Genomic DNA, 25,406 nt, shown 5'->3' with positions numbered 1-25,406 from the left:
AGGAAATTTGAGAGGAGCTGTCCTTAGTACGAGAGGACCGGGATGGACGCACCGCTGGTGTACCAGTTGTCCCGCCAGGGGCACCGCTGGGTAGCTATGTGCGGACGGGATAAGCGCTGAAAGCATCTAAGCGTGAAGCCCCCCTCAAGATGAGATTTCCCACCGCGCAAAGCGGGTAAGATCCCTCGAAGATGACGAGGTCGATAGGTCCGAGGTGGAAGCGTGGCGACACGTGGAGCTGACGGATACTAATCGATCGAGGGCTTAACCTAGAAAAGTGAAAGCGCCGCGATTAGCTCTCGAAGCCAAATGTTCTTCACCCGCAGGGGTGCTTGCACCCCGAGGGGGAAGGTTATTTGGCAGAAGAGAGCTAGGCGCTGGAACTGGACAAAGAAAAGCGCAGGCGAGCGGGTCGCCGCGACGGGCAAATGTTCTTCGCCTGCAGGGATTTCCGATCCCGAAGGCGAAGGTTATTTGACCCCGAGCGGCGGCGAGCCGGAGCTGGACAATGCGAAAAGCGCAGGCGAGCGGCTTCTTCCTGAGCACGGTTATCTAGTTTTGAGGGAATGAACATCCTGTTGACAAATCCAACAGGATGGATATAATAATTACTGTCCAAGATGATCATCATTGCCTAGTGGCTATGGCGGAGGGGAAACACCCGTTCCCATCCCGAACACGGAAGTTAAGCCCTCCAGCGCCGATGGTAGTTGGGGCCAGCGCCCCTGCAAGAGTAGGTCGCTGCTAGGCAATTTCGTGGAGGATTAGCTCAGCTGGGAGAGCACTTGCCTTACAAGCAAGGGGTCGGCGGTTCGATCCCGTCATCCTCCACCATCTTAATATAAAAGCTGACTTGCTTTCTCATCATCGCGAGTTACCTCGACGCACCGAGCATCTTTGAATCAGCTGGCAGAGGAAGAGGCAATAAATATTTAAACCGATACTCAGTGTATGATCGAAATAAGTTCATTTCCTATCGCCGCGGGGTGGAGCAGTCCGGTAGCTCGTCGGGCTCATAACCCGAAGGTCGCAGGTTCAAATCCTGCCCCCGCAACCAAATTGGTCCCGTAGTGTAGTGGTTAACATGCCTGCCTGTCACGCAGGAGATCGCGGGTTCGAGTCCCGTCGGGACCGCCATTGTTTCAAAATTATGAAAAGAGACAGCTCAGCAGCTCAGTCGGAGTTGCCTCAACGCATCTGGCTTCCTCGAATCACCTTGCAGAAGAAGAGACACAGTGCAGTACAAGTAAAGCAACGTAAAACTTAATATGGCTCGGTGGCTCAGTCGGTAGAGACGAGCATCCGCTTCATCGAATTCGCTTCGAGTTGCCTCGACGCATCGAGCGTCTTTGAATCAGCTGGTAGAGGAAGAGGCACAGAGCAATTCAACGAGCGAGTTAAAAAATAATATATGGCTCGGTAGCTCAGTCGGTAGAGCAAAGGACTGAAAATCCTTGTGTCGGCGGTTCGATTCCGTCCCGAGCCACCATCAAACTATAAATTATGCCGGCTTAGCTCAATTGGTAGAGACGAGCATCGGCATCATCGAATTGGCTGCGAGTTGCCTCGACGCACCTAGCTTCCTCGAATCAGCTTGTAGAGGAAGAGGCACAACCGAGCAGATCATATGAGCCAGTAACTCATGTTAAACGTGCCGGCTTAGCTCAATTGGTAGAGCAACTGACTTGTAATCAGTAGGTTGCGGGTTCAAGTCCTGCAGCCGGCATTCTTATTCCTTAATAACCCCTTAAGCCATTAAGGCGGCAACCGCGAGCCATTAGCTCAGTAACGAGCGCTACATCTTCGAGTTCGATGCGAGTTGTCCCGACGCATCTGACATCTTCGAATATGCTAGTAGAGGAAGGGACATCGTTGTCTCGGAGTGTTATTGAACCCATGAGCCATTAGCTCAGTAACGAGCGTTGCATCTTCGAGTTCGCTGCGAGTTGCCCCGACGCACTTGACTTCTTCGAATAAGCTTGTAGAGGAAGGGGCAGGTAGAGTGAAATGAAGCTTAGAGTGTTATCCTAACCATGAGCCATTAGCTCAGTAGGTAGAGCATCTGACTTTTAATCAGAGGGTCGGAGGTTCGAGTCCTCCATGGCTCATCGTCTTGCGGAAGTAGTTCAGCGGTAGAACACCACCTTGCCAAGGTGGGGGTCGCGGGTTCGAGCCCCGTCTTCCGCTCCACTTCCGCCGGGGTGGCGGAATTGGCAGACGCACAGGACTTAAAATCCTGGGGTAGGTAACTACCGTGCCGGTTCGAGTCCGGCCCTCGGCACTTGTGCGCTCGTAGCTCAATTGGATAGAGCATCTGACTACGGATCAGAAGGTTAGGGGTTCGAATCCTCTCGAGCGCGTTTTGTCGGGAAGTAGCTCAGCTTGGTAGAGCACACGGTTCGGGTCCGTGAGGTCGCAGGTTCAAATCCTGTCTTCCCGATTTATCATGGGGCCTTAGCTCAGCTGGGAGAGCGCCTGCTTTGCAAGCAGGAGGTCATCGGTTCGATCCCGATAGGCTCCACCTTTTGACTTAAATTTGGCGGTGTAGCTCAGCTGGCTAGAGCGTACGGTTCATACCCGTGAGGTCGGGGGTTCGATCCCCTCCACCGCCACCATTATCGGACCTTTAGCTCAGCTGGTTAGAGCAGACGGCTCATAACCGTCCGGTCGTAGGTTCGAGTCCTACAAGGTCCACCATTATTATTGTTGCTTTTTTGGAGGAGTACCCAAGTGGTTGAAGGGGTCGGTCTTGAAAACCGAGAGGCGCCGCAAGGCGCGCGGGGGTTCGAATCCCTCCTCCTCCGCCATGCACTTTAAAATCGTGCCGGCTTAGCTCAATTGGTAGAGACGAGCATCGGCATCATCGAATTGGCTTCGAGTTACCTCGACGCACCTAGCTTCCTCGAATCAGCTTGTAGAGGAAGAGGCACAACCGAGCAGATCATATGAGCCAGTAACTCATGTTAAATGTGCCGGCTTAGCTCAATTGGTAGAGCAACTGACTTGTAATCAGTAGGTTGCGGGTTCAAGTCCTGCAGCCGGCACCAGAACGAGGCGACTATGGCGAAGTGGTTAACGCACCAGATTGTGGCTCTGGCATGCGTGGGTTCGATTCCCACTAGTCGCCCTTTTCATTATATTCTATATTTGCGGGTGTAGTTTAGTGGTAAAACCTCAGCCTTCCAAGCTGATGTCGTGGGTTCGATTCCCATCACCCGCTTTTTATGGGCCTATAGCTCAGCTGGTCAGAGCGCACGCCTGATAAGCGTGAGGTCGGTGGTTCAAGTCCACTTAGGCCCATTATTTTCTATTGAATATTTTTGGGTCATTCGCTATAATAATGGGCGAACAATGCCCCATCGTTCCACAGCAAAATCGGAGCGACGAGCTTCACATCTTCGAATTCGCTGCGAGTTGCCTCGACGCATCCCGCTTCCTTGAATTAGCTGGCAGAGGAAGAGGCAACGAGCACATTTGGAAGATGTGCATAACATATAGTTATTCATCATTCCGCAATAGCTCAGCGGTAGAGCAACCGGCTGTTAACCGGTAGGTCGTAGGTTCGAATCCTACTTGCGGAGCCATTTCTTTGGAGAAGTACCCAAGTGGCTGAAGGGGACGGTTTGCTAAACCGTTAGGTCGCAGTTTTGCGGCGCGCGGGTTCAAATCCCGCCTTCTCCGCCATAATGGCCCGTTGGTCAAGTGGTTAAGACACCGCCCTTTCACGGCGGTAACACGGGTTCGAATCCCGTACGGGTCACTGGTTGCTGGCACCAGAGATTCTGGTGCCCTTTTGTACAATTTCTTTTGTCGATTTTTGCGTTTTTTTCTTGCGATGCGTGTGGAAGTCTGTTATAATATCTCTCGTTAGCTTTAAAATTACGTTATGATTGTTGGGGACAACGCAGTGTTTCGTTTCGTTAAAGAACGAGGCATTGCGTTTTTTTCTTTATCACCCTAAACCGAGAAGACCCCCACTTCCACGCGTGAGCGTAGGTGGGAGAGAGTTCAAGTAGGGAGGGAGTCCCCCGTTTCCAACAGCAGGAAAGTGGGGGGAAGATCAAATGAACAATTGGGCGTCGGCTTCGCCGCCATGAATTTGCACAAACATCGTTTGGATGGCTTGAAGCTGGCGCTTGGCGGTTTCTTCTGGCGTTGATGGGAGAAAGTAAACGATTTGCAAAGCGTTTTTCGTTTCTCTCGTCACGGCGGTCCGCTCCGAATCGACGATCGGACTGCCAAACGGCCCTCGTTCATCTTTGCTGACGAGTTTGTTGGCAAAGTTGACTGTGCGGCCGTTTAACGCGATGTATTCATCTTGTTCCGTGCCGATCGTGAGCGTCACTGTCCCGTTGATGCGGTCTAGATCATAGATGCCGAGCGGAATTTTATAATAGAGTGAAAAAAAGTTGTTTATGTCCGCCGCTGAATGGATAGGCGGAATGAAGCTTTTTTTCTGGATGCGTCGGTACAGGCTTTCACTTGACGGTCGATAGCGGCTTGGGTCCGTTCCGATTTGTTTGAAAGTACGGCGCCATTCGACCATCTCAGGGATGTCGGCAATCGACTTTTCCTGCAGCTCGATGTAAAGAGATTCTTGAAACAGCTCAAGCCTCCCTCTTAACATTTGCGGTGAATCGCTGACCTCGATATGATGATAGCGGATGACGCCGAATTTACCAGAAGGAAGGCGTTGCTTTAGTTGTTCTGATATCACGCATTTCATCTTGATCACCTCGGATTTCATTTTACCATATATGACGAAAGGAGGGAAAACGATGGATGTTATGGCATTAAAGCAGGAAGTCATTGAGTACAGTCGGTCAATCGGCATTGATAAAATCGGATTTGCGAGCGCTGATCCGTTTGTTGAATTAAAGGAACGGCTGCGCCGCCAGCAGGAGCTCGGCTATCAGTCCGGTTTTGAGGAACCAGATATTGAGAAACGGACGAATCCTTCATTGCTTCTTCCGGAAGCAAAATCGATTATTGCCATTGCTCTTGCCTATCCGTCTAAAATGAAAAATGCGCCGCGGGGGACAAAGACGGAACGGCGCGGCGTTTTTTGCCGCGCTTCATGGGGAAAGGACTACCACGATGTGTTGCGGGAACGTTTGCAGCAGCTCGAGGAGTTTTTGCTGGCCAAAGTGCCCCATGCCCGCGTTCGCTCGATGGTGGATACCGGAGAGCTCGCTGATCGGGCGGTGGCGGAACGAGCAGGGATCGGTTGGAGCGGCAAGAACTGCTCTATTATTACACCGGAGTTTGGATCGTATGTGTATTTGGGAGAAATGATTACGAATATTCCATTTCCCCCTGATGAACCGGTTGAAAACCGATGCGGCACGTGCACGAAATGCATTGATGCCTGCCCGACCGGGGCGCTTGTGCAAGGAGGGCAACTGAACGCACAGCGGTGCCTTTCCTTTTTAACGCAAACGAAAGGCTTTTTAGCCGACGAGTTTCGGGAGAAAATCGGGAACCGGCTGTACGGCTGCGATACATGCCAGCAAGTCTGCCCGGAAAATAAGGGGAAAGACTTTCATTTGCATCCAGAATTCGAGCCGGATCCGGAAGCGGTAAAGCCGAAGCTCATCCCGTTGCTTCAGATGAGCAACCGTGAATTTAAAGAAACATTTGGGGCCATGGCGGGTTCATGGCGTGGGAAAAAGCCGATTCAGCGCAATGCCATTCTGGCGCTCGCCCATTACAAAGACCAAACCGCGGTGCCGCACTTACTGCGTTTGTTGAAAGAGGATAGCCGTCCCGTCATCCGCGGGACGGCGGCGTGGGCGCTCGGGAAAATCGGGGATCCAAGCGCTAAGCCTTACTTGGAGGCCGCGCGGCAAACGGAGGCGGATGCCGATGTGATCGCTGAGATTGAAAAAGGACTGAAACTGTTGGCTGAGGCAAAGGAATAGGGAAAAAAACGCAGCTTCCCCACATAAGGTAGTAACAAAAACGAAAGTGGTGGAAAGCAGCATGAAAAAACAGTTGCGCGCGTGGTTGGATGAGCGAGCCCGCTCGTTTGTGTCGGAAAGCAATATCCGAAGCGAAGAGGCGGCAAGAAAGCAACGGCTTTGCCAAAAGCGCGGTGCGGAGATCGTCCGTTGCACGATCCGGGGACAAATTGTCGGCAGGCAGACCATCGAGCGGGAAGCGAAAGTTATGTATATTGCCCACCATCAATTTTTAATTAAGCAAAGGGGTTCACTATATATAGAAGAACAGGTTGAGGAGCGATGCGCCTGTTTTGTTCGCGGTGAGCTTGTAACTGATGAACCGATCAACCGGTTGGGGGGGGATATGGAGGCGCCGCGCGTCGAACGAGAGCAATGGACGGGGGAGCGTCTTTCTTACCAGTATGACCGCGCCCGGGCGGTGCGGTATGCGGAAACGTGGTGGAATCGGCATAACCCGGTGTTTCCGTCGTTTCCGGTGGATTGCACGAATTTTGTCTCTCAATGCTTGTATGCAGGCGGGGCACCGATGACGGGCTATCCGAACCGGGCGAGGGGATGGTGGTGTCAAAACAACAGTTGGAGTTACAGCTGGGCTGTGGCCCATGCTTTTCGTTGGTATTTGAGCGGGTCGCGCATCGGCTTGCAGGCGGTGGAAGTGGCGGAGCCGGAGCAATTGATGGCAGGCGATGTCATCTGTTATGATTTTCAAGGGGACGGACGCTTCGACCACTCAACGATTGTGGTGGCGAAAGATCAGAACGGGATGCCGCTTGTGAACGCCCATACGACAAACAGCCGAATGCGCTATTGGTCGTATGAAGATTCAAGCGCCTATACGCCGAACATTCGCTATAAGTTTTTTCACATCATCGATCGCAAATAAACGTTGCTGAGGTGAAGGAAATGCCGCTTCATGTAGTGCTATACCAGCCAGAAATTCCAGCCAATACTGGAAACATCGCTCGTACGTGCGCAGCAACCGATACGTCGCTCCATTTGATCCGCCCGCTCGGTTTTTCTACGGATGATAAAATGTTAAAGCGCGCCGGGCTTGATTATTGGCCGTATGTCAATATTTCGTATTATGACTCGCTTGACGAACTATTCGCCCGCTTTCCGGAAGGGGAGTTTTATTTCATTACGAAATTCGGGCGCCGGTATTATGATTCGTTTGATTTCAGCGATACAGAAAAACATATTTTCTTTGTGTTCGGCCGTGAAACGACCGGACTGCCGAAGGAGCTGCTTGAGGCCAATATGGACCGTTGCCTTCGCATCCCGATGAATGACAAAGTGCGCTCGTTAAACTTGTCGAACACGGCGGCCATTTTAGTGTACGAAGCGTTGCGCCAACAACGGTTTTATGGGTTGTCATAAACAAAAAAACGACCTTCGCTCTGGAGGTCGTTTTTTTGGTCTTATTGTCTGACGCCTGGTTTGTCTTCATAGCCAGCGGTGAAAATGGCCGTCAAAAACGCAATGATAACCCCTAGCACAAGCAAAGTGCGCATCGTTTGTTCCTCCTTCATAATGAAAGTGGCAGGCGTTTCCCCCTTTATTATAGCGAATATGGCCAAGCATGTGAATGACCGCAGTTGGTTGTTAGGAGACAAAATTTTTTTTGCGGCGAATGATACGGGACATCCTCGCATAAATTGTAATAATCTTGCTGTTAGACATCCAAGGGTGAGGAGGTCCTTTATGGATATTTTGCAAAAAATCGCACGGTACCGGGAAGAAGAAGAAAAGCTGAAATGGGAAGGGACGTTCGCGGAGTATTTAAAGATTTTAAAAGAAAAGCCGTGGGTGGCCCAATCGGCCCATTCGCGCGTTTATAATATGATTAAAGATGCCGGGGTCGAAGAGGTGAACGGAAGGAAACGATATAAGTTTTTTAGCCAGCACTTGTTCGGACTCGAAGAAGCACTCGAACGGCTTGTTGAAGAATACTTCCACCCAGCGGCGAAACGGTTGGATGTGCGGAAACGAATTTTGCTGCTGATGGGGCCAGTTGGCGGCGGGAAGTCGACGCTTGTGACTTTGCTAAAGCGTGGGCTTGAAGAGTATTCAAAAACAGAGCGCGGCGCGGTGTATGCCATTAAAGGGTGCCCGATGCATGAAGATCCGCTTCACCTCATTCCTCACCATTTGCGCGACGATTTTTACCGCGAATACGGCATTCGCATCGAAGGCGAGCTGTCGCCGCTCAATATGATGCGGCTTGAGAAAGAGTACGGCGGACGCATTGAAGACGTGCTAGTGGAGCGCATTTTCTTCTCGGAAAACCGCCGCGTCGGCATCGGGACGTTCAGTCCGTCTGATCCAAAATCGCAAGACATCGCCGATTTAACGGGAAGCATCGATTTTTCAACGATCGCGGAATACGGCTCCGAGTCCGACCCGCGCGCGTACCGGTTTGACGGCGAGCTGAACAAAGCCAACCGCGGGATTATGGAATTTCAAGAGATGTTAAAGTGCGATGAAAAATTTCTTTGGCATTTGCTGTCGCTGACGCAAGAAGGCAATTTCAAGGCTGGGCGGTTTGCTTTAATCAGCGCCGACGAATTGATTATCGCTCATACGAACGAAACGGAATATCGGTCGTTCATCGCCAACAAAAAGAACGAGGCGCTCCATTCGCGCATCATCGTCATGCCGATTCCATACAACTTGCGCGTCTCGGAAGAAGAGCGCATTTACGAAAAAATGATCCGCGAAAGCGATGTCGCCGACGTGCATATCGCTCCACATACGTTGCGGATTGCGGCCATGTTTACGATTTTGACGCGGTTGAAAGAATCGAAGCGGCCGGATGTGGATTTATTGAAGAAAATGCGCTTGTATGATGGCGAAATGATCGAAGGATTCAGCGAGGTCGATGTGGAGGAGCTGAAAAAGGAGCATCCGGACGAGGGGATGAGCGGCATCGACCCACGCTATGTCATCAACCGCATTTCTGCCTGCATCATTCGCAAAGGAGTGCCGTCGATCAATGCGCTTGACGTGCTTCGTTCGTTGAAAGAAGGGTTGGATCAGCATCCGTCGATCACGAAGGAAGACCGCGAGCGGTACTTGAACTTCATTTCGCTTGTGCGTAAAGAATATGACGAAATCGCCAAACAAGAAGTGCAAAAGGCGTTCGTCTATTCGTATGAAGAGTCGGCGAAAACGTTGATGGATAACTATTTGGACAACGTCGAGGCGTACTGCAACAAGACGAAACTGCGCGATCCGCTCACTGGCGAGGAAATGAATCCGGATGAAAAGCTGATGCGCTCGATCGAGGAACAAATCGGCATTTCCGAAAATGCGAAAAAAGCGTTTCGTGAAGAAATTTTAATTCGCATTTCGGCATATGCACGAAAAGGACAGCGGTTTGATTATAATTCACATGAACGGTTGCGGGAAGCGATCCAGAAGAAATTGTTTGCGGATTTAAAGGACATTGTCAAAATTACAACGTCGACGAAAACACCGGATGAGCAGCAGTTGAAAAAAATTAACGAAGTCGTCGCCCGCCTCATTGATGAATACGGGTACAACTCCACGTCAGCCAACGAATTGCTCCGCTATGTCGGCAGCTTGTTGAACCGCTAGGCATGCCTCAAGCGCTGAGGCATGCTTTTTTTATCCTCCTCCTCTGTCTGACCGAGTTGCACAGGGAGGGTCGAGCAAAGACGACGCAGCGAGCTTCGCTAAAAGGAAGAGAACAAGAGGGCGCGAAGCTGATAATCGGGCTTGTCTACTTTTCTATTTTCCTCATTCATTGGTCAATTATTTTGAATTTTTGCATACGATAAAATAAACCAACTTGGCATAGTGATGGCCCGTTTTGATGACGCCAACATAAGTATATGCGGGAAAGCGAAAAGTGTGAAAATGATTTTTTCAAAGGAGGGGAAAACATGAAGGGGAATTTTGTTGTATCGAAGGAAGACTGGTCCCTCCACCGCAAAGGATATGATGATCAAAAGCGCCATCAAGAAAAAGTGAAGGAAGCGATCAAAAACAATTTGCCCGACTTAATTACGGAAGAAAGCATTATCATGTCCAACGGGCGCGATGTGATTAAAATTCCGATCCGCTCGCTCGATGAATACAAAATCCGCTACAATTATGAGAAAAACAAACACGTCGGCCAAGGAAATGGAGACAGCCAAGTCGGTGATGTGGTGGCCCGAGACGGAAGCGGGGAGGGGCCAGGAAAAGGCCAAGGTGCTGGCGATTTGCCGGGCCAAGATTATTACGAAGCTGAAGTGTCGCTGATGGAGATTGAGGAAGCGTTCTTTAGCCAATTGGAGCTGCCGAACTTGCAGCGGAAAGAACTGGATCAAAATGTCGTTCAACATATCGAATTTAACGACATTCGCCGCACCGGGTTGATGGGGAACATCGATAAAAAGCGGACGATGCTCGCCGCTTTCAAGCGCAACGCCATGAGCGGCAAACCAGGCTTTTACCCGATTTACCGCGAAGATTTAAAGTTTAAAACGTGGAACGAAGTCGTCAAGCCGGAATCGAAGGCCGTTGTCTTGGCCATGATGGACACAAGCGGCTCGATGGGCATGTGGGAAAAATACATGGCGCGCAGCTTCTTCTTCTGGATGACGCGCTTTTTGCGCACGAAGTACGAAACAGTCGACATCGCCTTTATCGCCCATCATACGGAAGCGAAAGTTGTCAGCGAGGATGAATTTTTCACGAAAGGGGAAAGCGGCGGGACGATTTGCTCATCCGCCTACCGCAAGGCGCTGGAACTGATCGAAACGAAGTATTCTCCGTCGCGCTACAACATTTATCCGTTCCACTTCTCCGACGGCGACAACTTGACATCGGACAATGCCCGCTGTGTGAAGCTTGTTCAAGAGCTGATGAAAGTGTCGAACATGTTTGGGTATGGGGAAGTCAACCAGTACAATCGTTCACCCTCTACCCTTATGCGGGCATACAGTAGCATGAAAGACGAGAAATTCAGGTACTATATTTTAAAGCAAAAGTCTGATGTGTTCCAGGCATTGAAACATTTCTTTTCTGCAGAAAAAAAGGAGGCCGTCGCCTCTAAATCCTAGGGTAAATTTGGATCGTAAAATGGTCTTTTTTCGTCCATTCGGGTTTCCGCAAGTATGTCGCTTTCTCAAGAACCGACTTGAGAAGGCGATTTTTCTTTTCCACATCGTCGGTGAGGCGGTAGGCGTCGAGCACCTTCTTGACTGTCGGGATGTACTCGTTGATGTTCTTTTCTTTCAGCTGCTCTTTAGCGATTTCCTCACGCAGTTGATCGATTTCCTCTTGGGTTTTCTTGATCCGACTGACGATCGTTTGCTGGCGTTCCAGGAACGTCTCAATCGTATAGACGCCTCGCTCTAGTAGATCATGCAGTGCATCTTTTTGTTTATGGAGCTCCTGGAGCTCTTTTTCTTTTTTTTCGACGGCTTTTTGCTTTAGCGGGATGACCGAACGCTGTTCTTTTCGGGCGAGAGCTTCCTCCTGCACTTCAAACTGATCGACGAACTCGGCGAGAGATTGCAAGATTTTCTCCTCAACGAGCGGCAGGAGCGCTCCCTTTTGCACGCCTTTGCATTTTGGATTTGGGCAACGCACAAGCGGATGAGGGCGGTCTTTACGCGGCTGATACCACATCGTATAGCCACAGATTTCGCATTTCAACAACCCGGCCAGCGGGTTGGCTAACGGTTTGCTTTCCACCGTAGAAGGGCGCCAGCGGCTTCGATACGCTTTGTTGGCGGCTTCCCAGAGCTCCTTAGACACAAGGGGTTCATGGGCGTTCTCTTTGACATACCAGCGCTCTCTCGGCATTTTCTTGCGTTTATACTTGCCGTTTTGCTTAATGTATTTCACCTTGCCCCAGATGATATGCCCGAGATACACCTCATTTTTGATAATGGCGCTGATCGTCGAAGGAGACCAGAAAGCGCGCTTTTCGTCAGGCGGCTTCACTCCGAGCCGATCCAGTTCAGCGGCGATCGCCTGGCGACCGTATCCGTCGCGCATCATCTCAAAGATTTTCACCACAACCCATGACGTTTCCGGATCCGGGTAGAGCCTTAGTTTTTCATCACGAAGATAGCCGTATGGCGGCTTTTTTGAGATGGAACGTCCTTTAGCGGCCGAGTCGCGTCGACCACCTTGGAGGCGCTTCGTAATGACTTTGAGCTCTTCGCGTGACACGATGGATTTCACACCGAAGACGAGCTCCCACGTCTCGCTTTCCGGGTCATAGACTTCCGTCGGGGTGATGATTTTCGTTCCCGAATAGCGAAAGGCGCGATCCAAGATGCCTTGATCGAGCATATCCCCACGGCCGAGGCGGTCAATGTCCATGACAAGCACCGCATCAGCCACTCCCGTTTCCAGCTCTCGCAAAAGCTTCTGAATCTCGGAGCGTTCAGCAATGGACTCGCCGGACACAATCTCCTCAAAGATGCCGAGAATATTGTGTCCTTCTTTACGCGCCACGGCCAGCAAGTTATCCCGATGCCGTTGCAATGTATCGTATGACGCGCCGAACTCAGCAGCTTTTTTCTCTTCTTCGATGTCCTTGCGGCTTTTACGCAGGTAGATAAAAACATCCAAGTTTCTTGGTCTATACATCAAACCACCTCTACCCTGAAATAGAACTCGCTATCACCATGTATGCAAAAAAAGAGGCAAATATGCGGACTAGCCTTTATCATTTTATGCGGTTCAGTCGCCTCGCACCGGTATAATTTAAGGCGTTTTTTCACTATGACGGTCCATCCGTTGCAAGTAGCGGACGATTTCCTCTTGTTCTTCGTCGGTCAGAGGTCCGTCAATAAATAGAGATCCAACATGTGACGCAGCATACTCACGAAGTAAGCGGAGATTATTCTCGGCATCACGGCCGACAGCGGCGGCAACCGGTTCAGCGACTTGCATATATCCGAAAAGCGCCTCATAAAACCGGTAGCTTTCCCATTGTTCCTTAAAGCGATCCCAGCGCCGTTTGGCGAACAGCGGCTCCACACCAAACGTTTCACTCAGTACATAGACGATTTCCTTTTCTGTGTGTGGAAGCTCAAGCTCAAGTAGCATAAACGTCGGCACACAAAAGTGCAGCGCAAAATTCGTCGCCTGGGCTTCTTGTAGCTGTACGAGGGAAGGGGGAAGTAGCATTTGATTTCCCGCATGGCGCAATACATGCCCAAGCTCATGGCCAAACTCTTGCCATTGTTGCTGACGGCTGAGGCGGCGGTCGATGATGATGCTGTACACTCCGTTCCGTTCGATCGCTGTGCTTCGGATATCGGCAAAATGCAGCCAGACGTTCAACTTTGCGGCAATGTCGATCATGTCGAGCTGATGAGGCTTCTTGATCGCCAAATGCTCGTACAATTCACAAATATATTGTTCCAGTGGGGTGAACTGGTACGACGAGAAGTTCATGGGAATCACCTCACTTTTATTATAGGAACGTATGTTTGGGATGGCAATAGAAAAAGAAAAAAAGCCCTATTATAAGGGCTTCATGTAGTAATTAAAGAGGGGTATTCATCATATGTCCTATTATCTAAAGTGCGACCTGTTCTATGCTTTTGAACGCCTCCCCATTGTTTAAAGAAAAAGGCTACTTGTTGTTCTTGGCACTGATCCCTAATGCTTCGAACCCATTCTGCCTGCATTGGTCGTGCTCCTGGGCCTGACTCTCCGCCAACGATAACCCAGTGGATACCGGTAAGATCTAAGTTATCCAACGGGCCGATCAGTGGTTCGCATGATAAGAACCTAACCTTGGCAGGTACTTTCCGTAATAGATCGATGCGAGATGTTACACGTTCGTTTTCCACACTTGTGCCCATCCATATGTTCGGTGTAAAATCTAGAAAAGGTGATAGCTCAAGAAGTCTTTCAGGTCGCTTGGTTAGAATCTGATAAGTGTGGTGCGGTGTTTCGTTCATCGTTTTAAATATTTGTTGAATAAATTCTACTGGAACATCCTTATGAAACAAATCTGACATGGAGTTCACAAAAATTTTCTTCGGTTTTTTCCAATTACGCGGTAAATCAATCAGGTCGTAATGTAGAGTAACATCAAAACCATTTTTGTAGCGTGGATTACCCATTGCTTGTAATCGATTTGCCATTCGTAAAGCATAACAATTACGACAACCTTCGGAAACTTTTGTGCATCCAGTGACAGGGTTCCAAGTGGCTTCTGTCCACTCAATGTTTGAGTTGCCAGCCATGTTTATCCCTCCTTAATATATATTTTATCATAAAAGACGGAGGGAACATAGGTTCTTATTTAGGGAATGTGATTTTTACGTTATCCGCTAATGTACGAACCCCTTTACGTGGACGTCTTTTTTCAGCTGGGGGATCTGCACTTATTTTGTTTTCTTCTTCTAATCTCCGAAGGGCCTCTTTGTAGTTTGATTTAACGAAAGGGGTTCCTACGTGGTGTTTTTGATAAATTTCCTCTACCGTTAACGTTTGACCGGCAAATACAGATAATAAATCTCTACCTAGGCTATCCAGTGGCCTTTCGTATTGAGACAGTAATGAAAGCTGAACATTGCGATGCCGTTCAATATGTTTAACTGGAATATAGGAGAAACTTGCTACACCATCATTTTTCAAAGTACTTTCGTTAGCCATAATATCTTTCATGATCGAATAGCCTAATACATGTTTCGAAACAAAAATTAGATAATGGCTTGTCTTGTGCTTTTGTTCATCCAGGAATCGAAATGGAAGCACATAGTTACTTCCATTATCGGAAAGAGTTTCTGCAAGCTCATTTACGATATATAATTCTCTTTCTTCTGGTGATAAACTTTTAACTTTTGTTCTCATTTTTTCAGCTCTTTCTACTCCAAACAGTGCATCCATATGATCTTTTACTAATGCATTGGTCAACCCCATATTGATTCTATTGTAGTTGAAAAAGAATACACAGTCGGATCCAAAATCTTTGATTAGTGCACTAACAAGGTTAGTAGTTAATCCCTTGTATCCCCAAGGGTCAATGAATGCAAGAGTCGGTATTAGACTGTTCTTCGAAAACAATTTAGCAATTTCGTCGCCAACAACTAAATTCCATACTTGGGGCTTATAAGCTAGAGTGTCTATATTGGGTAGATCCTGTATATTTTGTTCTAAATCTTTAGTTAGTTTTGGATCTGCATCGTTAAAAATAGTTACCACGCTTTTTCGGAGATCATCATTACTAATGCATTTTTCTAAAATAATGAGTGGGGTTGAATGCTCGCCAGTTTCGAACTTACCAGGGCCACTGAACAAGTCAATATATGCCACTCTACCACTTTTTGAACGTGGAATCATAATTTTAGACCAAGCTCCAAAATATTTTGTTAGTATGGCTGTTTTGACTTTAGATTGTTCACGCGGACTAACAAAAAATTCTGTTGAATTTGTCATAATATTCCCTCCCTTACAAGAATAAAAAAGACATCAAGCCACGTGGCGGTGATGTCTTTTCCTGCTGCATATCCGTATAGTTTATAGATGGGCTTATTCTCAACTCATTTATCAAGCACAATTTGTAAGTTTTTGTATCCATACTTATGGAATAGGTATAATAATTCTTGCCCATTGATTAACGTAATTGGTTTATCTTTGACAAATTCAAGGGCGTCTTTTCCGAAGTTGCTTGTTGTTACTAAGATTCCTTTGGTGGCTCCCTCGTGCAACATAGTTCCATAAAGGTCGCGAACAGCGGAAACAGGCACTGTATTGTTATAGCGTTTGGCTTGAATAACGAATTTTCCACCTTTTATGGGATCAGGATCGAAGGCGACCGCATCAACTCCTCCATCTCTACTTGCCTGTGTAACCTTTACTTCAGCACCATCCTCATTAAACATTTTCTCAAATAATTGTCTGACTAAATGCTCGAAATCCTCCCAATGCATGGTGGCTAAGTTTTGATTTGAGTGCAGATTAGATAAAATATCTTTCGATTCGACAAACCGATTATCCTCTTTATCAATATCCAAAATTGGTTTAACAGGGGTTAGAAATGCTAATTTTCCTGCAAAGATCCCTTTTAGATTTTGAATACATTTTTTGTAGTCCACCCGGGCGAGATTGATCCCCTCAAACTCTTTGCGTGAAGTTTGTACAGATATGATGCATGACGAGCTATCCTGGCCAGTGGATTCATCAACATAATCAACCCAACCGTTAAAGACTACTACATCCACATGTTCTATGTATACCGATTCAAAAATCTCATGGATCGTCCTCAAGGTAATTTGGTAAATTATCGAATCGTAAAACTCCTCGAATTCTTTCTTTTTCATTTCCTTTGCAACAATCTCCTGCTTAGTCGGTGAATATTTGAACTCAACTATTTTTGGGATAACAGCAGGCGAAGGTAATTTATAGGAAATAATTACCGTTTTTAAATCCGGACGATACTGAACCTCATACTCTTTTTCGATTTCTTCGGGATAAGCGGAGTTTTCCAACACAACATTAATGTATTTCTCAATAGCTTCCGGATCACCAGCTTCGAAATTTGCGCGCCATTCATCGATTTCCTTATTGTACTCATCCTGTTCTTTTTCATATTTTTCTTTCTCGGCTAAGTAGTCATTATAAGCCTTTTCGTATTCTTGTAGGTGTTCGTTGTATTCATCTTGTGCTTGTTTCTCGAGCTTTTCTCTTTCTTTTTTTAAAAAGGGGAGTAAAGATTCAACAAATGATTTTTTAGGAACTTTATGCTTCTTTAAAAAATATTGCAGATCCTTTTTTTCAAATTCAAACGGACGAAATGGATCCGTCTTCTTTTGTTGGTCCCAATCCAACTTATCGTTTAAATTCAGGGTATGATTTAGGAGATTTCTGTATTGCTCAATTTTTTCCACAGCAAGCTCTGTCTCGAATTCGGCTTCTTCTTTCATATCGAGAATAGCTTCTCGTTTTCTCTGCTTCTCTTCCTCTAGATCCCACTTTGCAATTTGCTCCTCAACTTTTAATTCTAGTTCCCACCGACTTTCAGCCTTAATCGTCTTAACTTTTCCGTGAAAATCCCCACCACTTGGTGAGTGCGGTATACGCTCCTGATCCGTGAGGGTATACTGAAAATGGCCAAAAAAGGCAATAGGAAAGCAGAGGTGCCCGATTTTAGGCATCTCGTATAACCTGTCTGCCTTTTGGCTAGACTAAATAAGTTGTGGTTGGCGGAACGGCTCTTTGCGGGAGATCATGCAAAAGATGATCACCAACATCCGCCGAGCTGTGGCGATGAGGGCTTTTTTCTTCCCGCACCGGGCCGCCAACGACCAAAACTTTCGGGACAAGGGATGCGTCTTGGATCGAGCTGCTGACCATGCCGCCTCGCATAACGCCGATCGGAGATGGGGATTGCCTTTTGTCGTGCGCGTGCTCTTTCGCTTTCCGGCGCTTTCATGGTTGCCGGGGGACAATCCAGTCCATGAAGCCGCCCGTTCCGGCGTTTCAAAGACGCTCATGTCGGTTCCCATCTCGGCTATGATGACGGCGGCGGTTTGTTTTTTCACTCCGGGCATGGTCATCAACAGGTTCACTTCCTCGCGATACGGCTCGAGCAGGCGGTCGATGTGTTGGTCGACTTCTTCGATGAGCCGCTCCAATTCCTCAACGTGTTTCCACAAGAGGCGAAGGAGACGGAGCTCGTGTTCGGTCAAGGTGCCGAGCAGCGAATCGTACACCGCTTGCTTTTTCTTTTTGAGCCTTCCGCGCAGGCATTGATCCAACTCGTCCTTGTCCACGTATCCCTTCTCAAGCAGCCGGGCGAGGATGTCTTTTCCGGAAACGCCGAAGAGATCGGAGAGGACCGAGCCGAGTTTGACATTGGAAGACTCGAGCACTTTTTGAATCCGGTTTTTCTCCGAAGTCAGCTGTCCGACCCACTTTTTGCGGAGGCGGGTAAAATCCCGCAATTCGCGAATATCCGCTGGGGGGACGAAACTTTTTTCAACGAGTCCATGGCGGAGCAGCTTGGCGATCCACTCGGCGTCAGAGACATCGGTTTTTCTTCCCGGGACATTTTTGATCCGCTGCGGATTGGCCAGTGTCAAGTCGACATAGCCCTCGAGGAAGGCAAAGACCGGTTTCCAATACACGCCGGTGGATTCCATGGCGACATGGGTGACCCCATGTTCTTCGAGCCACTCGAGCAGGTCGCCAAGTCCTTTCGAGAACGTGGAGAAGGTTTGAATGTCCTTTTGAATGTGTCCATCTTCTTCCCATAGCGCGCAGGCGACGATGGTTTCGGCATGAACATCCAATCCTGCGCAGCGAGGATAGATGACATCCATGATGAAAATCCTCCTTTTCGATGATCGAGTGCGCAAACAGCGAATCCACGGGAGAAATGCGGCAGTTTTCCGTTCGTCGTCACCTTTCCTCTATCACAGGAAAGGGCGGACAATGGGTGGTGCACCCAGTGGATTCAAACACTTTTCCGTACAGGGTCTAAGCCACCATTAAGCATAACGTCCTGTTGAACTGTTTGCGCCTATTCTTCATTATGGGAAGAAAAGGGGGATTTTCATGCCCGGGTGGAGAGCAAAAATTGCTCATGGAACTTTTCCGTGGAAATCCCCACCACTTGGTGAGTGCGGTATACGCTCCTGATCCGTGAGGGTATACTGAAAATGGCCAAAAAAGGCAATAGGAAAGCAGAGGTGCCCGATTTTAGGCATCTCGTATAACCTGTCTGCCTTTTGGCTAGACTAAATAAGTTGTGGTTGGCGGAACGGCTCTTTGCGGGAGATCATGCAAAAGATGATCACCAACATCCGCCGAGCTGTGGCGATGAGGGCTTTTTTCTTCCCGCACCGGGCCGCCAACGACCAAAACTTTCGGGACAAGGGATGCGTCTTGGATCGAGCTGCTGACCATGCCGCCTCGCATAACGCCGATCGGAGATGGGGATTGCCTTTTGTCGTGCGCGTGCTCTTTCGCTTTCCGGCGCTTTCATGGTTGCCGGGGGACAATCCAGTCCATGAAGCCGCCCGTTCCGGCGTTTCAAAGACGCTCATGTCGGTTCCCATCTCGGCTATGATGACGGCGGCGGTTTGTTTTTTCACTCCGGGCATGGTCATCAACAGGTTCACTTCCTCGCGATACGGCTCGAGCAGGCGGTCGATGTGTTGGTCGACTTCTTCGATGAGCCGCTCCAATTCCTCAACGTGTTTCCACAAGAGGCGAAGGAGACGGAGCTCGTGTTCGGTCAAGGTGCCGAGCAGCGAATCGTACACCGCTTGCTTTTTCTTTTTGAGCCTTCCGCGCAGGCATTGATCCAACTCGTCCTTGTCCACGTATCCCTTCTCAAGCAGCCGGGCGAGGATGTCTTTTCCGGAAACGCCGAAGAGATCGGAGAGGACCGAGCCGAGTTTGACATTGGAAGACTCGAGCACTTTTTGAATCCGGTTTTTCTCCGAAGTCAGCTGTCCGACCCACTTTTTGCGGAGGCGGGTAAAATCCCGCAATTCGCGAATATCCGCTGGGGGGACGAAACTTTTTTCAACGAGTCCATGGCGGAGCAGCTTGGCGATCCACTCGGCGTCAGAGACATCGGTTTTTCTTCCCGGGACATTTTTGATCCGCTGCGGATTGGCCAGTGTCAAGTCGACATAGCCCTCGAGGAAGGCAAAGACCGGTTTCCAATACACGCCGGTGGATTCCATGGCGACATGGGTGACCCCATGTTCTTCGAGCCACTCGAGCAGGTCGCCAAGTCCTTTCGAGAACGTGGAGAAGGTTTGAATGTCCTTTTGAATGTGTCCATCTTCTTCCCATAGCGCGCAGGCGACGATGGTTTCGGCATGAACATCCAATCCTGCGCAGCGAGGATAGATGACATCCATGATGAAAATCCTCCTTTTCGATGATCGAGTGCGCAAACAGCGAATCCACGGGAGAAATGCGGCAGTTTTCCGTTCGTCGTCACCTTTCCTCTATCACAGGAAAGGGCGGACAATGGGTGGTGCACCCAGTGGATTCAAACACTTTTCCGTACAGGGTCTAAGCCACCATTAAGCATAACGTCCTGTTGAACTGTTTGCGCCTATTCTTCATTATGGGAAGAAAAGGGGGATTTTCATGCCCGGGTGGAGAGCAAAAATTGCTCATGGAACTTTTCCAAGGTATTCATTATAAATGGTTTTTTGATAGTAATACTTTTTTGCCATTGTTAACCTCCTAATAAAGCAAGGACACTCTAGATGAAACTATCCTAGGTGTCCTTCCCTTGATGACTTATGTTAGCAGGTTTTCAAAAAGTTAATTATGTGTTTTTCAAGCGTTATTTCTGCCTATCCCCTGGCTTCCGATCCCCCTCACTCTTGAGGATCTCCCATATTTTAAGTAATTGCTCCCGCCGTTCCTCCGGCGCCTCGGCGAGTTCCTTGAAGAATAGCCCCAGATCGGGATCTTTGAGCTCCTCTGGAATGTCATCCTGCTCCGGCGGGTTCGGATGGTCAGTCCGGCCGAGGAGGTAGTCAGTGGTGACATTGAAAAAGTCGGCGAGTTTTTGAAGTGTTTCTGTATCAGGTGTTCGGTTGCCGTTTTCATATCCAGAGATAGAAACTTTTGTAACATTGATTTTCTTTCCAAGCTCTTCTTGCGTGAGCTTTTTTTCTTGTCTCAGCTTTCTTAGACGGTCACCTAACACATAAAACACCTCTTCGCGTGTACTATAAATAATTATAAGTTAACAAATAGATAACCAAAAGGCCTTAAGTTCCTTGTTAACTAAATAGAAATTTTTTTTATTAAAAACTCTTGAAAGTTAACCTTAGGTTAATTATAATTTAGTTAACAGCAGGTTAACGACAAAAGGAGGTGGGAGGTGTGAAACTCGAAAGGTTAGAAGCTGTACGTAAAAAATACGGCCTTACTTGCAAACAAGTTGCAGAATCAGTAGGTATCTCTAAGGAGTATTACTGGATGATTGAAAACGGCAAACGAAGACTTACTTATGATTTAGCCGTAAAAATCGCACAAGTCTTTAACGCCCATCCAGATGATATTTTTTTGGACAGTAAGTTAACTGTTAGTGAACAAAAATGACACAAATCCCACTGTCTGTGAAGGAGGTGAAACGAATGACGGATCAAGAGCAAACGTTCATTGAGTTGCTCAGGAAAAACATTCAGTTAGGCAAGTTTTTACCGACTCCTGAAGAGATCGAAAAGATGGATGAACACGAATTCGCCAGCTGGATTGAAAGAGCAGCGATCGAAATCCCTAAAAGAAAAGTGGCGAGAAATCCACTCTTTCACTTGAAAGAGCAGATTTCTCAAATCCTTGCTGACGAAAACAAATCAGAGATCGAAAAAGAAGAAGCGATTTACGATCGCATCAGATGGTACTGGAAACTTATTCTTCGGCAATCCGAATAAGAGAAACTAATTTAAGTTTTTCGTTCCCTAAGTAAATAAAGGGTAAACTTCCGTCACCGTTAAGTGATCGGGCATTAAACAAACAAGGCGAAAGCGGGCTGTCTTCATCGGCAATATCAGCTTTAGCTAAGATGTTGACCAAAGTTTCAAAAAGCAAAGGCAAATCACGGAGACGCTCAAAGGGATTACTCCCAAAAGGATGACGACGAAATGGTTCGATTGCAGCCAAATAAGACTGCCAAATCTTTTTCACCATATTAGGTGCATTAGGGCTGTCAATGTAAAATGTATGTTTCTCAATAGCACCTATGCCGTCAATGAAGTGCTGATAAAGGGCATTTCCGTCCAATCGAACAAAATCGCCGTACCAGTATTGGCCATTAAGTTCAATAACCAATTTGAAGTGATCTCCGACAACCTTTTTTAGTAAGCAATCCAAAGCTTGCAATTGCTGAACAGAGTACATGTTATCACCCCCTTCCCGTTGCCATCATTCGACAGGAGGGAAGGAAAATCCTGCAAGGCAGGTGACAGCATGAACACCATTCAGGATCAATGGGCTATGGCCGAGCTGAAGCATCGGCTACTGGTGATCATCATGCAGCTGAAGGACGACCCGGCATTTACGAAAGACGACGCGGCGCTGGAGATCGCCAAGGTGCTCGATTGGCTGAACGAAACAGCGCCGGCCGTCGATTATCAAACAATGGTTAGACAGTATGCGAGGTGAAGCGAATGTCATCAAATGCCCCTCATGCTCCGCATAAACATGAACAAAGGGGGAATGCGGGCATGAAGGAATTCAAATACGGCAACACGACGGTGATCGTTCACTCCCCATTGGTACTCATGAGCCCAGAGGAGAGAAAGCAATGGTTTGAACAAGAATGGCAAAAAGGCAATCCGATCCTGCGACAAATCGCCGAGGCGGTGCTGGATTGCTACCGATCTATGGATACTGTACCACAAAGTCTCAAGGATGATGGTAGAAAGGGGAGCAGGGAGGATGAAACGTGGTAGAGCGGCCGATGCGGTGAAAGCAGCGCGGCAGAAAACAGGGATGACGCAGCAACAGCTGTCGTTTGAAATCTATGAATCTCGTGAATCCGTATCGCACCAGGAAAATGGGCGGTACCGAGTGCAGCCGAACATATCGAAATATTTCGCCGAAAAGCATAATAACCCGTGGGTGGCCCTCGAGGCGGCGGCGGAATACACCGGATGGGGACCAGTGAAGCTGGATGGAGAAATGGTCGATCTTCACCGTGCAAGCGTCACGATGAAAACACGCGAGGAGCTCACAGAAGCCCTCGAGGCGATCGAAAGTGTCTGTGTGGCGAATCATCCCAGGTCGATTCGAGAGTTTGACAAGCAACGCTTGGAAGAGGCAATGATGCAGGCGATCGACGCGATCGTGGCGCTGACCCAATACGTAGCGGTTATCTGCATGGATTACGGCTTTTCCTGGTGGAAAATGTGGCAAAAGCATCGCGCGAAACTGCAAGCGAAAGGATTTATCCGACAATGACAAAGGAGGAAAAAACAATGTTTCAACTGCCGAATTTAGCAGAAATGACGGATCTCGAAGCTGTTCACTGGTATACGAGCGAGTTTTTGCGGCTTTCCCGCGAACGAAAACTCGACAGCGAATATGGAAGGGCGTTGCTCGAGTGGAAAAAGCAAATGAATGAACGATTGGAAAAATCACGGAAGGAGTGGTGGTAATGTACGTGGTATGGGTGGCCAGTTCGTTAATGACAGCGAGGGAAGTTCGGGAGGTATGCGCCGAGTTGCGCAATCATCCGGAACTGATCGAAGCCATTGAGCAAGAAGCTAAAGCAAAACTTGTCAACAAGAAAAAAGCAGCAAGCCCAACGCTCACTGCTTCCTAAAAAACCAGCCCTACTACAAAACATATCATGTTGCGAACCAAAAGGCAAGCTCATGCTTGCCGACTGGAGTACAGGCGGCGGGTGTGCCCCCAGCCCGCAAGCGCTTGTGCTTCAGTCGGTGCGCATGAGCGCCGGCCAGGCCGAGCGAGAGCGGGCGACGATCCGAAAGGGGAGCCGCGCCACAATACATGTATGGTCATTGCGACGACGCCTGGAGATCATAACGAAGGAGGAAGGGCAGTGATCAATATGATCGTTTATCAAGAGGCGGATTTGCGGCAAAAGGTATCAAGATGCATCGAGTACATACAGGAGGCGCTGCAAAACCGCGACTATGAAACGATGGCGATTGAAATATCCGAGTTGCAGTATTTAGTCAGACAGCTGCAAGAACTCGAACGAAAAGAAGCTCGGCGCCAGCAGTTATTGAACATTATCCGAGATATGCAACGCCGCGGTATTCAAATTGATTTTGTGAAGCTGGGAGAGGAGCGGAATGCGTGAATAAGCTTGATAAACATGAAAAAAGGCACATTCGGTTACAAATCTGCGAACTTCTTGATTCGCATTGCCGCACGTGCCCCGAGCGGATCAAATATCGAAGCACTGTATGTTTGCAAGTTTGCCCGGTCAGCCAAGAGATGCGGCAACTGGCAGCCCTTCTTGAAGGTGATTCTCCGGTCGATCCCCAACCTAGAGAACCGGTTGTGGAACAGGCGCAGAACACACCAAAGCGAAAGGGACGGTGGTCGGCAGAGGAAGTGTTCTACCTTTGGCATCATCGCAAGGTATTGACGATTGATGAGCTCGCAAATCGGCTCAATCGAGAACCAAAAGCCGTCTATGAGAAGTTGAAACAACTGTTGCAAAAAGGCGGCATTTCTGATGCTGGTTGAGAAAGGAGGGCCGGAAGCTCCCATTCTACGATATGCTTCCAGGGTGAAGAATATGCTATTTGAAGTGGAATTTGTCGTGAAGGAAAACGGCCATTTCGAGACGATCCAAACGGCACTCGTCTACGCGCTCACTGTAACCGAGTGCCGTCGGATCGCCGATGAAATGGCCTCCGAGTTCGAAGTTGACGGGATTCAGTTTTTTATTTCAGAACTCTAGTTTTTATCATGCCATAGCAAAACGGCTTTTTCAAGGGGAGGGGATGACATGGCAACCTTGCTTTTAGATGATCAGCCGTTGGTTATTTTGCCACAACTCGCCGTGGCGATCGGACTGAACGAAAGCATCGTTGTTCAGCAGCTACATTACTGGCTCGAGAAAAGTGAAAACGTCCATGACGGCTATAAATGGATCTATAACACGTACGAGGACTGGAGGGAGCAATTTCCCTTCTGGTCAGAAAGCACCATTCGTCGGATCATCACCAAGCTGGAGAAGATCGGGATCATCGTCTCGGCGAATTTCAATCGCTCGAGGATCGATAAAACAAAATGGTATCGGATCGATTACGACAAATTGGCTGAATTCGCGTCGTCTAATCAAGATGAACAGACGACTGATCAAAATGACGTTTCGACTGTTCAAAATGAGCAGACGACTGACGAAATCGACAGTCCATCCGGTCAAAATGAACAGTCCATCTGTTCAAATTGGACAGACGAAGCGCTCAATTTGAACAGACCAATACCAGAGAATACTACAGAGATTACTACAGAGAAAAAAGAAGAAGTAGAAGAAGACGCGCGCGCGCATTCCTTCCGAGAGATTATTCAATTCGTTGAACAGAACGGCTTTGGCACCGTTGGCAGCTACATAGGGGAAAAGATCGTTTCCTGGGTCGATGATACGTCCGAGGAATTGGTCTTAGAGGCATTGAAAATCGCGGTGGAGAACGGGGCCAAGACATGGAAATACGTTGAAACCATTTTACGTGACTGGTTCGAAAAAGGCTATCGCACCGTTGACCAGGTGAGAGCGGCACAATTGGCATTTCGGGAGCAACAACTGAAAAAACGTAAAGCCTCAACTGTTTCCGACGTCGGCCGAAAGATGCGGACTCCAGTGCGCACCGAGATCGTACCGGACTGGCTGAAGATGGACTATAGCCAACCGGAGGATGACGACTTTGACGTCGAACAGGCGCGCCGAGAGCTTGAGGAACGCCTCAAAAAGTATAAAGACAATCCAGATGGGTGATGTCG

26 protein-coding genes, 21 tRNA genes, 1 rRNA gene and 1 other annotated feature (1 of these 49 cut by a window edge) are annotated in these 25,406 nt (G+C 48.4%); of the genes, 38 read left to right on the top strand and 10 right to left on the bottom strand.

The window, feature by feature from the left end:
* Nucleotides 1-272 (top strand) — a sequence feature (mutual gap in cmsearch alignment for this rRNA model is longer than 100); it begins 2,550 nt to the left of the window's first position.
* Between the two features lie 361 nt (nucleotides 273-633).
* The 22 genes from rrf to CD000_RS13035 all read left to right on the top strand — a co-directional run bounded on the left by rrf (nucleotide 634) and on the right by CD000_RS13035 (nucleotide 3,760).
* Nucleotides 634-750: ribosomal RNA gene (gene rrf / locus CD000_RS13140) — 5S ribosomal RNA — on the top strand.
* Nucleotides 751-758: 8 nt separating this feature from the next.
* A tRNA-Val gene (locus tag CD000_RS13135) sits at nucleotides 759-834 on the top strand.
* A gap of 146 nt (nucleotides 835-980) precedes the next feature.
* A tRNA-Met gene (locus CD000_RS13130) sits at nucleotides 981-1,057 on the top strand.
* 4 nt (nucleotides 1,058-1,061) lie between these two features.
* Nucleotides 1,062-1,137, top strand: a tRNA-Asp gene (locus tag CD000_RS13125).
* A gap of 276 nt (nucleotides 1,138-1,413) precedes the next feature.
* Nucleotides 1,414-1,489: transfer RNA gene (locus tag CD000_RS13120), tRNA-Phe, on the top strand.
* A gap of 164 nt (nucleotides 1,490-1,653) precedes the next feature.
* A tRNA-Thr gene (locus CD000_RS13115) sits at nucleotides 1,654-1,726 on the top strand.
* A 309-nt stretch (nucleotides 1,727-2,035) separates the two neighbouring features.
* Nucleotides 2,036-2,108: transfer RNA gene (locus CD000_RS13110), tRNA-Lys, on the top strand.
* A gap of 7 nt (nucleotides 2,109-2,115) precedes the next feature.
* Nucleotides 2,116-2,190: transfer RNA gene (locus CD000_RS13105), tRNA-Gly, on the top strand.
* 5 nt (nucleotides 2,191-2,195) lie between these two features.
* A tRNA-Leu gene (locus CD000_RS13100) sits at nucleotides 2,196-2,281 on the top strand.
* A gap of 5 nt (nucleotides 2,282-2,286) precedes the next feature.
* Nucleotides 2,287-2,360, top strand: a tRNA-Arg gene (locus tag CD000_RS13095).
* Between the two features lie 6 nt (nucleotides 2,361-2,366).
* Nucleotides 2,367-2,440: transfer RNA gene (locus tag CD000_RS13090), tRNA-Pro, on the top strand.
* Between the two features lie 8 nt (nucleotides 2,441-2,448).
* Nucleotides 2,449-2,521, top strand: a tRNA-Ala gene (locus tag CD000_RS13085).
* 17 nt (nucleotides 2,522-2,538) lie between these two features.
* A tRNA-Met gene (locus tag CD000_RS13080) sits at nucleotides 2,539-2,615 on the top strand.
* Between the two features lie 5 nt (nucleotides 2,616-2,620).
* Nucleotides 2,621-2,697: transfer RNA gene (locus CD000_RS13075), tRNA-Ile, on the top strand.
* Nucleotides 2,698-2,716: 19 nt separating this feature from the next.
* Nucleotides 2,717-2,807 (top strand) — tRNA-Ser (locus tag CD000_RS13070).
* 164 nt (nucleotides 2,808-2,971) lie between these two features.
* Nucleotides 2,972-3,047 (top strand) — tRNA-Thr (locus tag CD000_RS13065).
* Nucleotides 3,048-3,054: 7 nt separating this feature from the next.
* Nucleotides 3,055-3,127, top strand: a tRNA-His gene (locus CD000_RS13060).
* 22 nt (nucleotides 3,128-3,149) lie between these two features.
* Nucleotides 3,150-3,220: transfer RNA gene (locus CD000_RS13055), tRNA-Gly, on the top strand.
* Between the two features lie 6 nt (nucleotides 3,221-3,226).
* A tRNA-Ile gene (locus CD000_RS13050) sits at nucleotides 3,227-3,300 on the top strand.
* Between the two features lie 209 nt (nucleotides 3,301-3,509).
* A tRNA-Asn gene (locus CD000_RS13045) sits at nucleotides 3,510-3,584 on the top strand.
* Nucleotides 3,585-3,591: 7 nt separating this feature from the next.
* Nucleotides 3,592-3,684 (top strand) — tRNA-Ser (locus tag CD000_RS13040).
* Nucleotides 3,685-3,688: 4 nt separating this feature from the next.
* Nucleotides 3,689-3,760 (top strand) — tRNA-Glu (locus tag CD000_RS13035).
* Between the two features lie 300 nt (nucleotides 3,761-4,060).
* On the opposite strand, the gene CD000_RS13030 is transcribed toward CD000_RS13035, so the two are convergent.
* Complete coding sequence (locus CD000_RS13030; protein ID WP_011229985.1) at nucleotides 4,061-4,726, bottom strand: B3/B4 domain-containing protein; 666 nt, start codon at nucleotides 4,724-4,726, stop codon at nucleotides 4,061-4,063.
* A 52-nt stretch (nucleotides 4,727-4,778) separates the two neighbouring features.
* Here CD000_RS13030 and queG point away from each other — a divergent pair, with 52 nt between their 5' ends.
* From queG to yhbH, 5 genes are all read left to right on the top strand, one after another.
* Nucleotides 4,779-5,921 carry a tRNA epoxyqueuosine(34) reductase QueG gene (queG, locus tag CD000_RS13025; protein WP_011229986.1) on the top strand — a complete coding sequence of 381 codons (1,143 nt, stop codon included), beginning with the start codon at nucleotides 4,779-4,781 and terminating at the stop codon, nucleotides 5,919-5,921.
* 61 nt (nucleotides 5,922-5,982) lie between these two features.
* The gene (locus CD000_RS13020; protein WP_096225819.1) at nucleotides 5,983-6,846 is read left to right on the top strand and encodes an amidase domain-containing protein; all 864 of its coding nucleotides are present in this window, start codon (nucleotides 5,983-5,985) and stop codon (nucleotides 6,844-6,846) included.
* A gap of 20 nt (nucleotides 6,847-6,866) precedes the next feature.
* Nucleotides 6,867-7,340 (top strand): tRNA (uridine(34)/cytosine(34)/5-carboxymethylaminomethyluridine(34)-2'-O)-methyltransferase TrmL, encoded by a 474-nt coding sequence (trmL, locus tag CD000_RS13015; protein ID WP_011229988.1) that lies wholly within the window; start codon nucleotides 6,867-6,869, stop codon nucleotides 7,338-7,340.
* A gap of 324 nt (nucleotides 7,341-7,664) precedes the next feature.
* Nucleotides 7,665-9,560, top strand: a complete 1,896-nt coding sequence (locus CD000_RS13010; protein WP_011229990.1) for a PrkA family serine protein kinase — start codon at nucleotides 7,665-7,667, stop codon at nucleotides 9,558-9,560.
* Nucleotides 9,561-9,868: 308 nt separating this feature from the next.
* Entirely contained in the window at nucleotides 9,869-11,032 is a 1,164-nt protein-coding gene (gene yhbH, locus CD000_RS13005) for a sporulation protein YhbH (RefSeq protein WP_096225818.1), read from the top strand.
* Here the strand turns inward: yhbH and CD000_RS13000 are convergent.
* The 8 genes from CD000_RS13000 to CD000_RS12965 form a co-directional block, all read right to left on the bottom strand.
* Nucleotides 11,022-12,575 carry a recombinase family protein gene (locus tag CD000_RS13000; RefSeq protein ID WP_096225817.1) on the bottom strand — a complete coding sequence of 518 codons (1,554 nt, stop codon included), beginning with the start codon at nucleotides 12,573-12,575 and terminating at the stop codon, nucleotides 11,022-11,024. The genes yhbH and CD000_RS13000 overlap by 11 nt on opposite strands.
* 117 nt (nucleotides 12,576-12,692) lie before the next feature.
* Nucleotides 12,693-13,388: an ImmA/IrrE family metallo-endopeptidase gene (locus tag CD000_RS12995; protein WP_096225816.1), complete on the bottom strand. Its 696-nt coding sequence runs from the start codon at nucleotides 13,386-13,388 to the stop codon at nucleotides 12,693-12,695.
* Nucleotides 13,389-13,468: 80 nt separating this feature from the next.
* On the bottom strand, nucleotides 13,469-14,188 hold the full coding sequence (locus CD000_RS12990; RefSeq protein ID WP_096225815.1) for a DUF5131 family protein: 720 nt from the start codon (nucleotides 14,186-14,188) through the stop codon (nucleotides 13,469-13,471).
* Nucleotides 14,189-14,243: 55 nt separating this feature from the next.
* Nucleotides 14,244-15,383 (bottom strand): three-Cys-motif partner protein TcmP, encoded by a 1,140-nt coding sequence (locus CD000_RS12985; RefSeq protein ID WP_096225814.1) that lies wholly within the window; start codon nucleotides 15,381-15,383, stop codon nucleotides 14,244-14,246.
* A 104-nt stretch (nucleotides 15,384-15,487) separates the two neighbouring features.
* Nucleotides 15,488-17,101 (bottom strand): restriction endonuclease, encoded by a 1,614-nt coding sequence (locus CD000_RS12980; RefSeq protein WP_096225813.1) that lies wholly within the window; start codon nucleotides 17,099-17,101, stop codon nucleotides 15,488-15,490.
* Between the two features lie 30 nt (nucleotides 17,102-17,131).
* Complete coding sequence (locus CD000_RS12975; RefSeq protein WP_096224841.1) at nucleotides 17,132-18,268, bottom strand: IS110-like element ISGka2 family transposase; 1,137 nt, start codon at nucleotides 18,266-18,268, stop codon at nucleotides 17,132-17,134.
* 417 nt (nucleotides 18,269-18,685) lie between these two features.
* Nucleotides 18,686-19,822 carry an IS110-like element ISGka2 family transposase gene (locus CD000_RS12970; RefSeq protein ID WP_096224841.1) on the bottom strand — a complete coding sequence of 379 codons (1,137 nt, stop codon included), beginning with the start codon at nucleotides 19,820-19,822 and terminating at the stop codon, nucleotides 18,686-18,688.
* Between the two features lie 437 nt (nucleotides 19,823-20,259).
* On the bottom strand, nucleotides 20,260-20,628 hold the full coding sequence (locus tag CD000_RS12965; protein ID WP_096225812.1) for a helix-turn-helix domain-containing protein: 369 nt from the start codon (nucleotides 20,626-20,628) through the stop codon (nucleotides 20,260-20,262).
* A gap of 179 nt (nucleotides 20,629-20,807) precedes the next feature.
* Between CD000_RS12965 and CD000_RS12960 the strand changes: the two genes are divergently transcribed.
* Together CD000_RS12960 and CD000_RS12955 are read left to right on the top strand one after the other, a co-directional pair.
* Nucleotides 20,808-21,026 (top strand): helix-turn-helix transcriptional regulator, encoded by a 219-nt coding sequence (locus CD000_RS12960; RefSeq protein ID WP_063192054.1) that lies wholly within the window; start codon nucleotides 20,808-20,810, stop codon nucleotides 21,024-21,026.
* Nucleotides 21,027-21,061: 35 nt separating this feature from the next.
* Nucleotides 21,062-21,358 (top strand): hypothetical protein, encoded by a 297-nt coding sequence (locus CD000_RS12955; RefSeq protein WP_096225811.1) that lies wholly within the window; start codon nucleotides 21,062-21,064, stop codon nucleotides 21,356-21,358.
* Here the strand turns inward: CD000_RS12955 and CD000_RS12950 are convergent.
* A complete protein-coding gene (locus CD000_RS12950; RefSeq protein WP_055357813.1) occupies nucleotides 21,336-21,824 on the bottom strand; it encodes a hypothetical protein in 489 nt (162 codons plus the stop codon). The two genes, CD000_RS12955 and CD000_RS12950, sit on opposite strands and share 23 nt — an antisense overlap.
* 69 nt (nucleotides 21,825-21,893) lie before the next feature.
* On the opposite strand from CD000_RS12950, the gene CD000_RS12945 reads away from it, so the two are divergent.
* From CD000_RS12945 to CD000_RS12905, 9 genes are all read left to right on the top strand, one after another.
* Nucleotides 21,894-22,088, top strand: coding sequence for a hypothetical protein (locus CD000_RS12945; RefSeq protein ID WP_049624385.1), 195 nt, complete (start codon nucleotides 21,894-21,896; stop codon nucleotides 22,086-22,088).
* 62 nt (nucleotides 22,089-22,150) lie between these two features.
* Nucleotides 22,151-22,378, top strand: coding sequence for a hypothetical protein (locus tag CD000_RS12940; RefSeq protein WP_096225810.1), 228 nt, complete (start codon nucleotides 22,151-22,153; stop codon nucleotides 22,376-22,378).
* A complete protein-coding gene (locus tag CD000_RS12935; RefSeq protein WP_096225809.1) occupies nucleotides 22,365-22,886 on the top strand; it encodes a helix-turn-helix domain-containing protein in 522 nt (173 codons plus the stop codon). The genes CD000_RS12940 and CD000_RS12935 overlap by 14 nt, the downstream gene beginning before the upstream one ends.
* A 17-nt stretch (nucleotides 22,887-22,903) precedes the next feature.
* Nucleotides 22,904-23,083, top strand: coding sequence for a hypothetical protein (locus tag CD000_RS12930; RefSeq protein WP_025950439.1), 180 nt, complete (start codon nucleotides 22,904-22,906; stop codon nucleotides 23,081-23,083).
* Nucleotides 23,083-23,250, top strand: a complete 168-nt coding sequence (locus CD000_RS18880; RefSeq protein ID WP_198962511.1) for a hypothetical protein — start codon at nucleotides 23,083-23,085, stop codon at nucleotides 23,248-23,250. Before CD000_RS12930 ends, CD000_RS18880 begins: the two co-directional genes overlap by 1 nt.
* 249 nt (nucleotides 23,251-23,499) lie before the next feature.
* On the top strand, nucleotides 23,500-23,754 hold the full coding sequence (locus CD000_RS12920; RefSeq protein WP_233130513.1) for an iron-sulfur cluster co-chaperone HscB C-terminal domain-containing protein: 255 nt from the start codon (nucleotides 23,500-23,502) through the stop codon (nucleotides 23,752-23,754).
* Nucleotides 23,751-24,146 (top strand): hypothetical protein, encoded by a 396-nt coding sequence (locus CD000_RS12915; protein ID WP_096225806.1) that lies wholly within the window; start codon nucleotides 23,751-23,753, stop codon nucleotides 24,144-24,146. The genes CD000_RS12920 and CD000_RS12915 overlap by 4 nt, the downstream gene beginning before the upstream one ends.
* Nucleotides 24,147-24,198: 52 nt before the next feature.
* Nucleotides 24,199-24,363: a hypothetical protein gene (locus tag CD000_RS18875; protein ID WP_167522584.1), complete on the top strand. Its 165-nt coding sequence runs from the start codon at nucleotides 24,199-24,201 to the stop codon at nucleotides 24,361-24,363.
* 48 nt (nucleotides 24,364-24,411) lie between these two features.
* Nucleotides 24,412-25,401, top strand: a complete 990-nt coding sequence (locus tag CD000_RS12905) for a DnaD domain-containing protein (protein ID WP_060788988.1) — start codon at nucleotides 24,412-24,414, stop codon at nucleotides 25,399-25,401.
* Nucleotides 25,402-25,406: the final 5 nt, after the last annotated feature.

Origin of the sequence: Geobacillus sp. FJAT-46040 (assembly GCF_002335725.1) — a bacterium.
Lineage (GTDB): Bacteria > Bacillota > Bacilli > Bacillales > Anoxybacillaceae > Geobacillus > Geobacillus thermoleovorans.
Note: the sequence above shows the minus strand (reverse complement) of the source record. Positions and strands in the feature narration are given on the sequence as shown.

Bases quoted from the DNA above. Each gene is read 5' to 3' on its own strand.
- queG (WP_011229986.1), top strand. From the start codon at position 4,779: ATGGATGTTATGGCATTAAAGCAGGAAGTCATTGAGTACAGTCGGTCA.
- CD000_RS12985 (WP_096225814.1), bottom strand. From the start codon at position 15,383: ATGACAAATTCAACAGAATTTTTTGTTAGTCCGCGTGAACAATCTAAA.
- CD000_RS13000 (WP_096225817.1), bottom strand. From the start codon at position 12,575: ATGTATAGACCAAGAAACTTGGATGTTTTTATCTACCTGCGTAAAAGC.
- yhbH (WP_096225818.1), top strand. From the start codon at position 9,869: ATGAAGGGGAATTTTGTTGTATCGAAGGAAGACTGGTCCCTCCACCGC.
- trmL (WP_011229988.1), top strand. From the start codon at position 6,867: ATGCCGCTTCATGTAGTGCTATACCAGCCAGAAATTCCAGCCAATACT.
- CD000_RS12950 (WP_055357813.1), bottom strand. From the start codon at position 21,824: ATGTACTCTGTTCAGCAATTGCAAGCTTTGGATTGCTTACTAAAAAAG.
- CD000_RS13010 (WP_011229990.1), top strand. From the start codon at position 7,665: ATGGATATTTTGCAAAAAATCGCACGGTACCGGGAAGAAGAAGAAAAG.
- CD000_RS12995 (WP_096225816.1), bottom strand. From the start codon at position 13,388: ATGAACTTCTCGTCGTACCAGTTCACCCCACTGGAACAATATATTTGT.
- CD000_RS12945 (WP_049624385.1), top strand. From the start codon at position 21,894: ATGAACACCATTCAGGATCAATGGGCTATGGCCGAGCTGAAGCATCGG.
- CD000_RS12990 (WP_096225815.1), bottom strand. From the start codon at position 14,188: ATGGCTGGCAACTCAAACATTGAGTGGACAGAAGCCACTTGGAACCCT.
- CD000_RS13020 (WP_096225819.1), top strand. From the start codon at position 5,983: ATGAAAAAACAGTTGCGCGCGTGGTTGGATGAGCGAGCCCGCTCGTTT.
- CD000_RS12970 (WP_096224841.1), bottom strand. From the start codon at position 19,822: ATGGATGTCATCTATCCTCGCTGCGCAGGATTGGATGTTCATGCCGAA.
- CD000_RS18880 (WP_198962511.1), top strand. From the start codon at position 23,083: ATGTACGTGGTATGGGTGGCCAGTTCGTTAATGACAGCGAGGGAAGTT.
- CD000_RS12935 (WP_096225809.1), top strand. From the start codon at position 22,365: ATGAAACGTGGTAGAGCGGCCGATGCGGTGAAAGCAGCGCGGCAGAAA.
- CD000_RS12955 (WP_096225811.1), top strand. From the start codon at position 21,062: ATGACGGATCAAGAGCAAACGTTCATTGAGTTGCTCAGGAAAAACATT.
- CD000_RS12940 (WP_096225810.1), top strand. From the start codon at position 22,151: ATGAAGGAATTCAAATACGGCAACACGACGGTGATCGTTCACTCCCCA.
- CD000_RS12920 (WP_233130513.1), top strand. From the start codon at position 23,500: ATGATCGTTTATCAAGAGGCGGATTTGCGGCAAAAGGTATCAAGATGC.
- CD000_RS12980 (WP_096225813.1), bottom strand. From the start codon at position 17,101: ATGCCTAAAATCGGGCACCTCTGCTTTCCTATTGCCTTTTTTGGCCAT.
- CD000_RS12975 (WP_096224841.1), bottom strand. From the start codon at position 18,268: ATGGATGTCATCTATCCTCGCTGCGCAGGATTGGATGTTCATGCCGAA.
- CD000_RS12905 (WP_060788988.1), top strand. From the start codon at position 24,412: ATGGCAACCTTGCTTTTAGATGATCAGCCGTTGGTTATTTTGCCACAA.
- CD000_RS12930 (WP_025950439.1), top strand. From the start codon at position 22,904: ATGTTTCAACTGCCGAATTTAGCAGAAATGACGGATCTCGAAGCTGTT.
- CD000_RS18875 (WP_167522584.1), top strand. From the start codon at position 24,199: ATGCTATTTGAAGTGGAATTTGTCGTGAAGGAAAACGGCCATTTCGAG.
- CD000_RS13030 (WP_011229985.1), bottom strand. From the start codon at position 4,726: ATGAAATGCGTGATATCAGAACAACTAAAGCAACGCCTTCCTTCTGGT.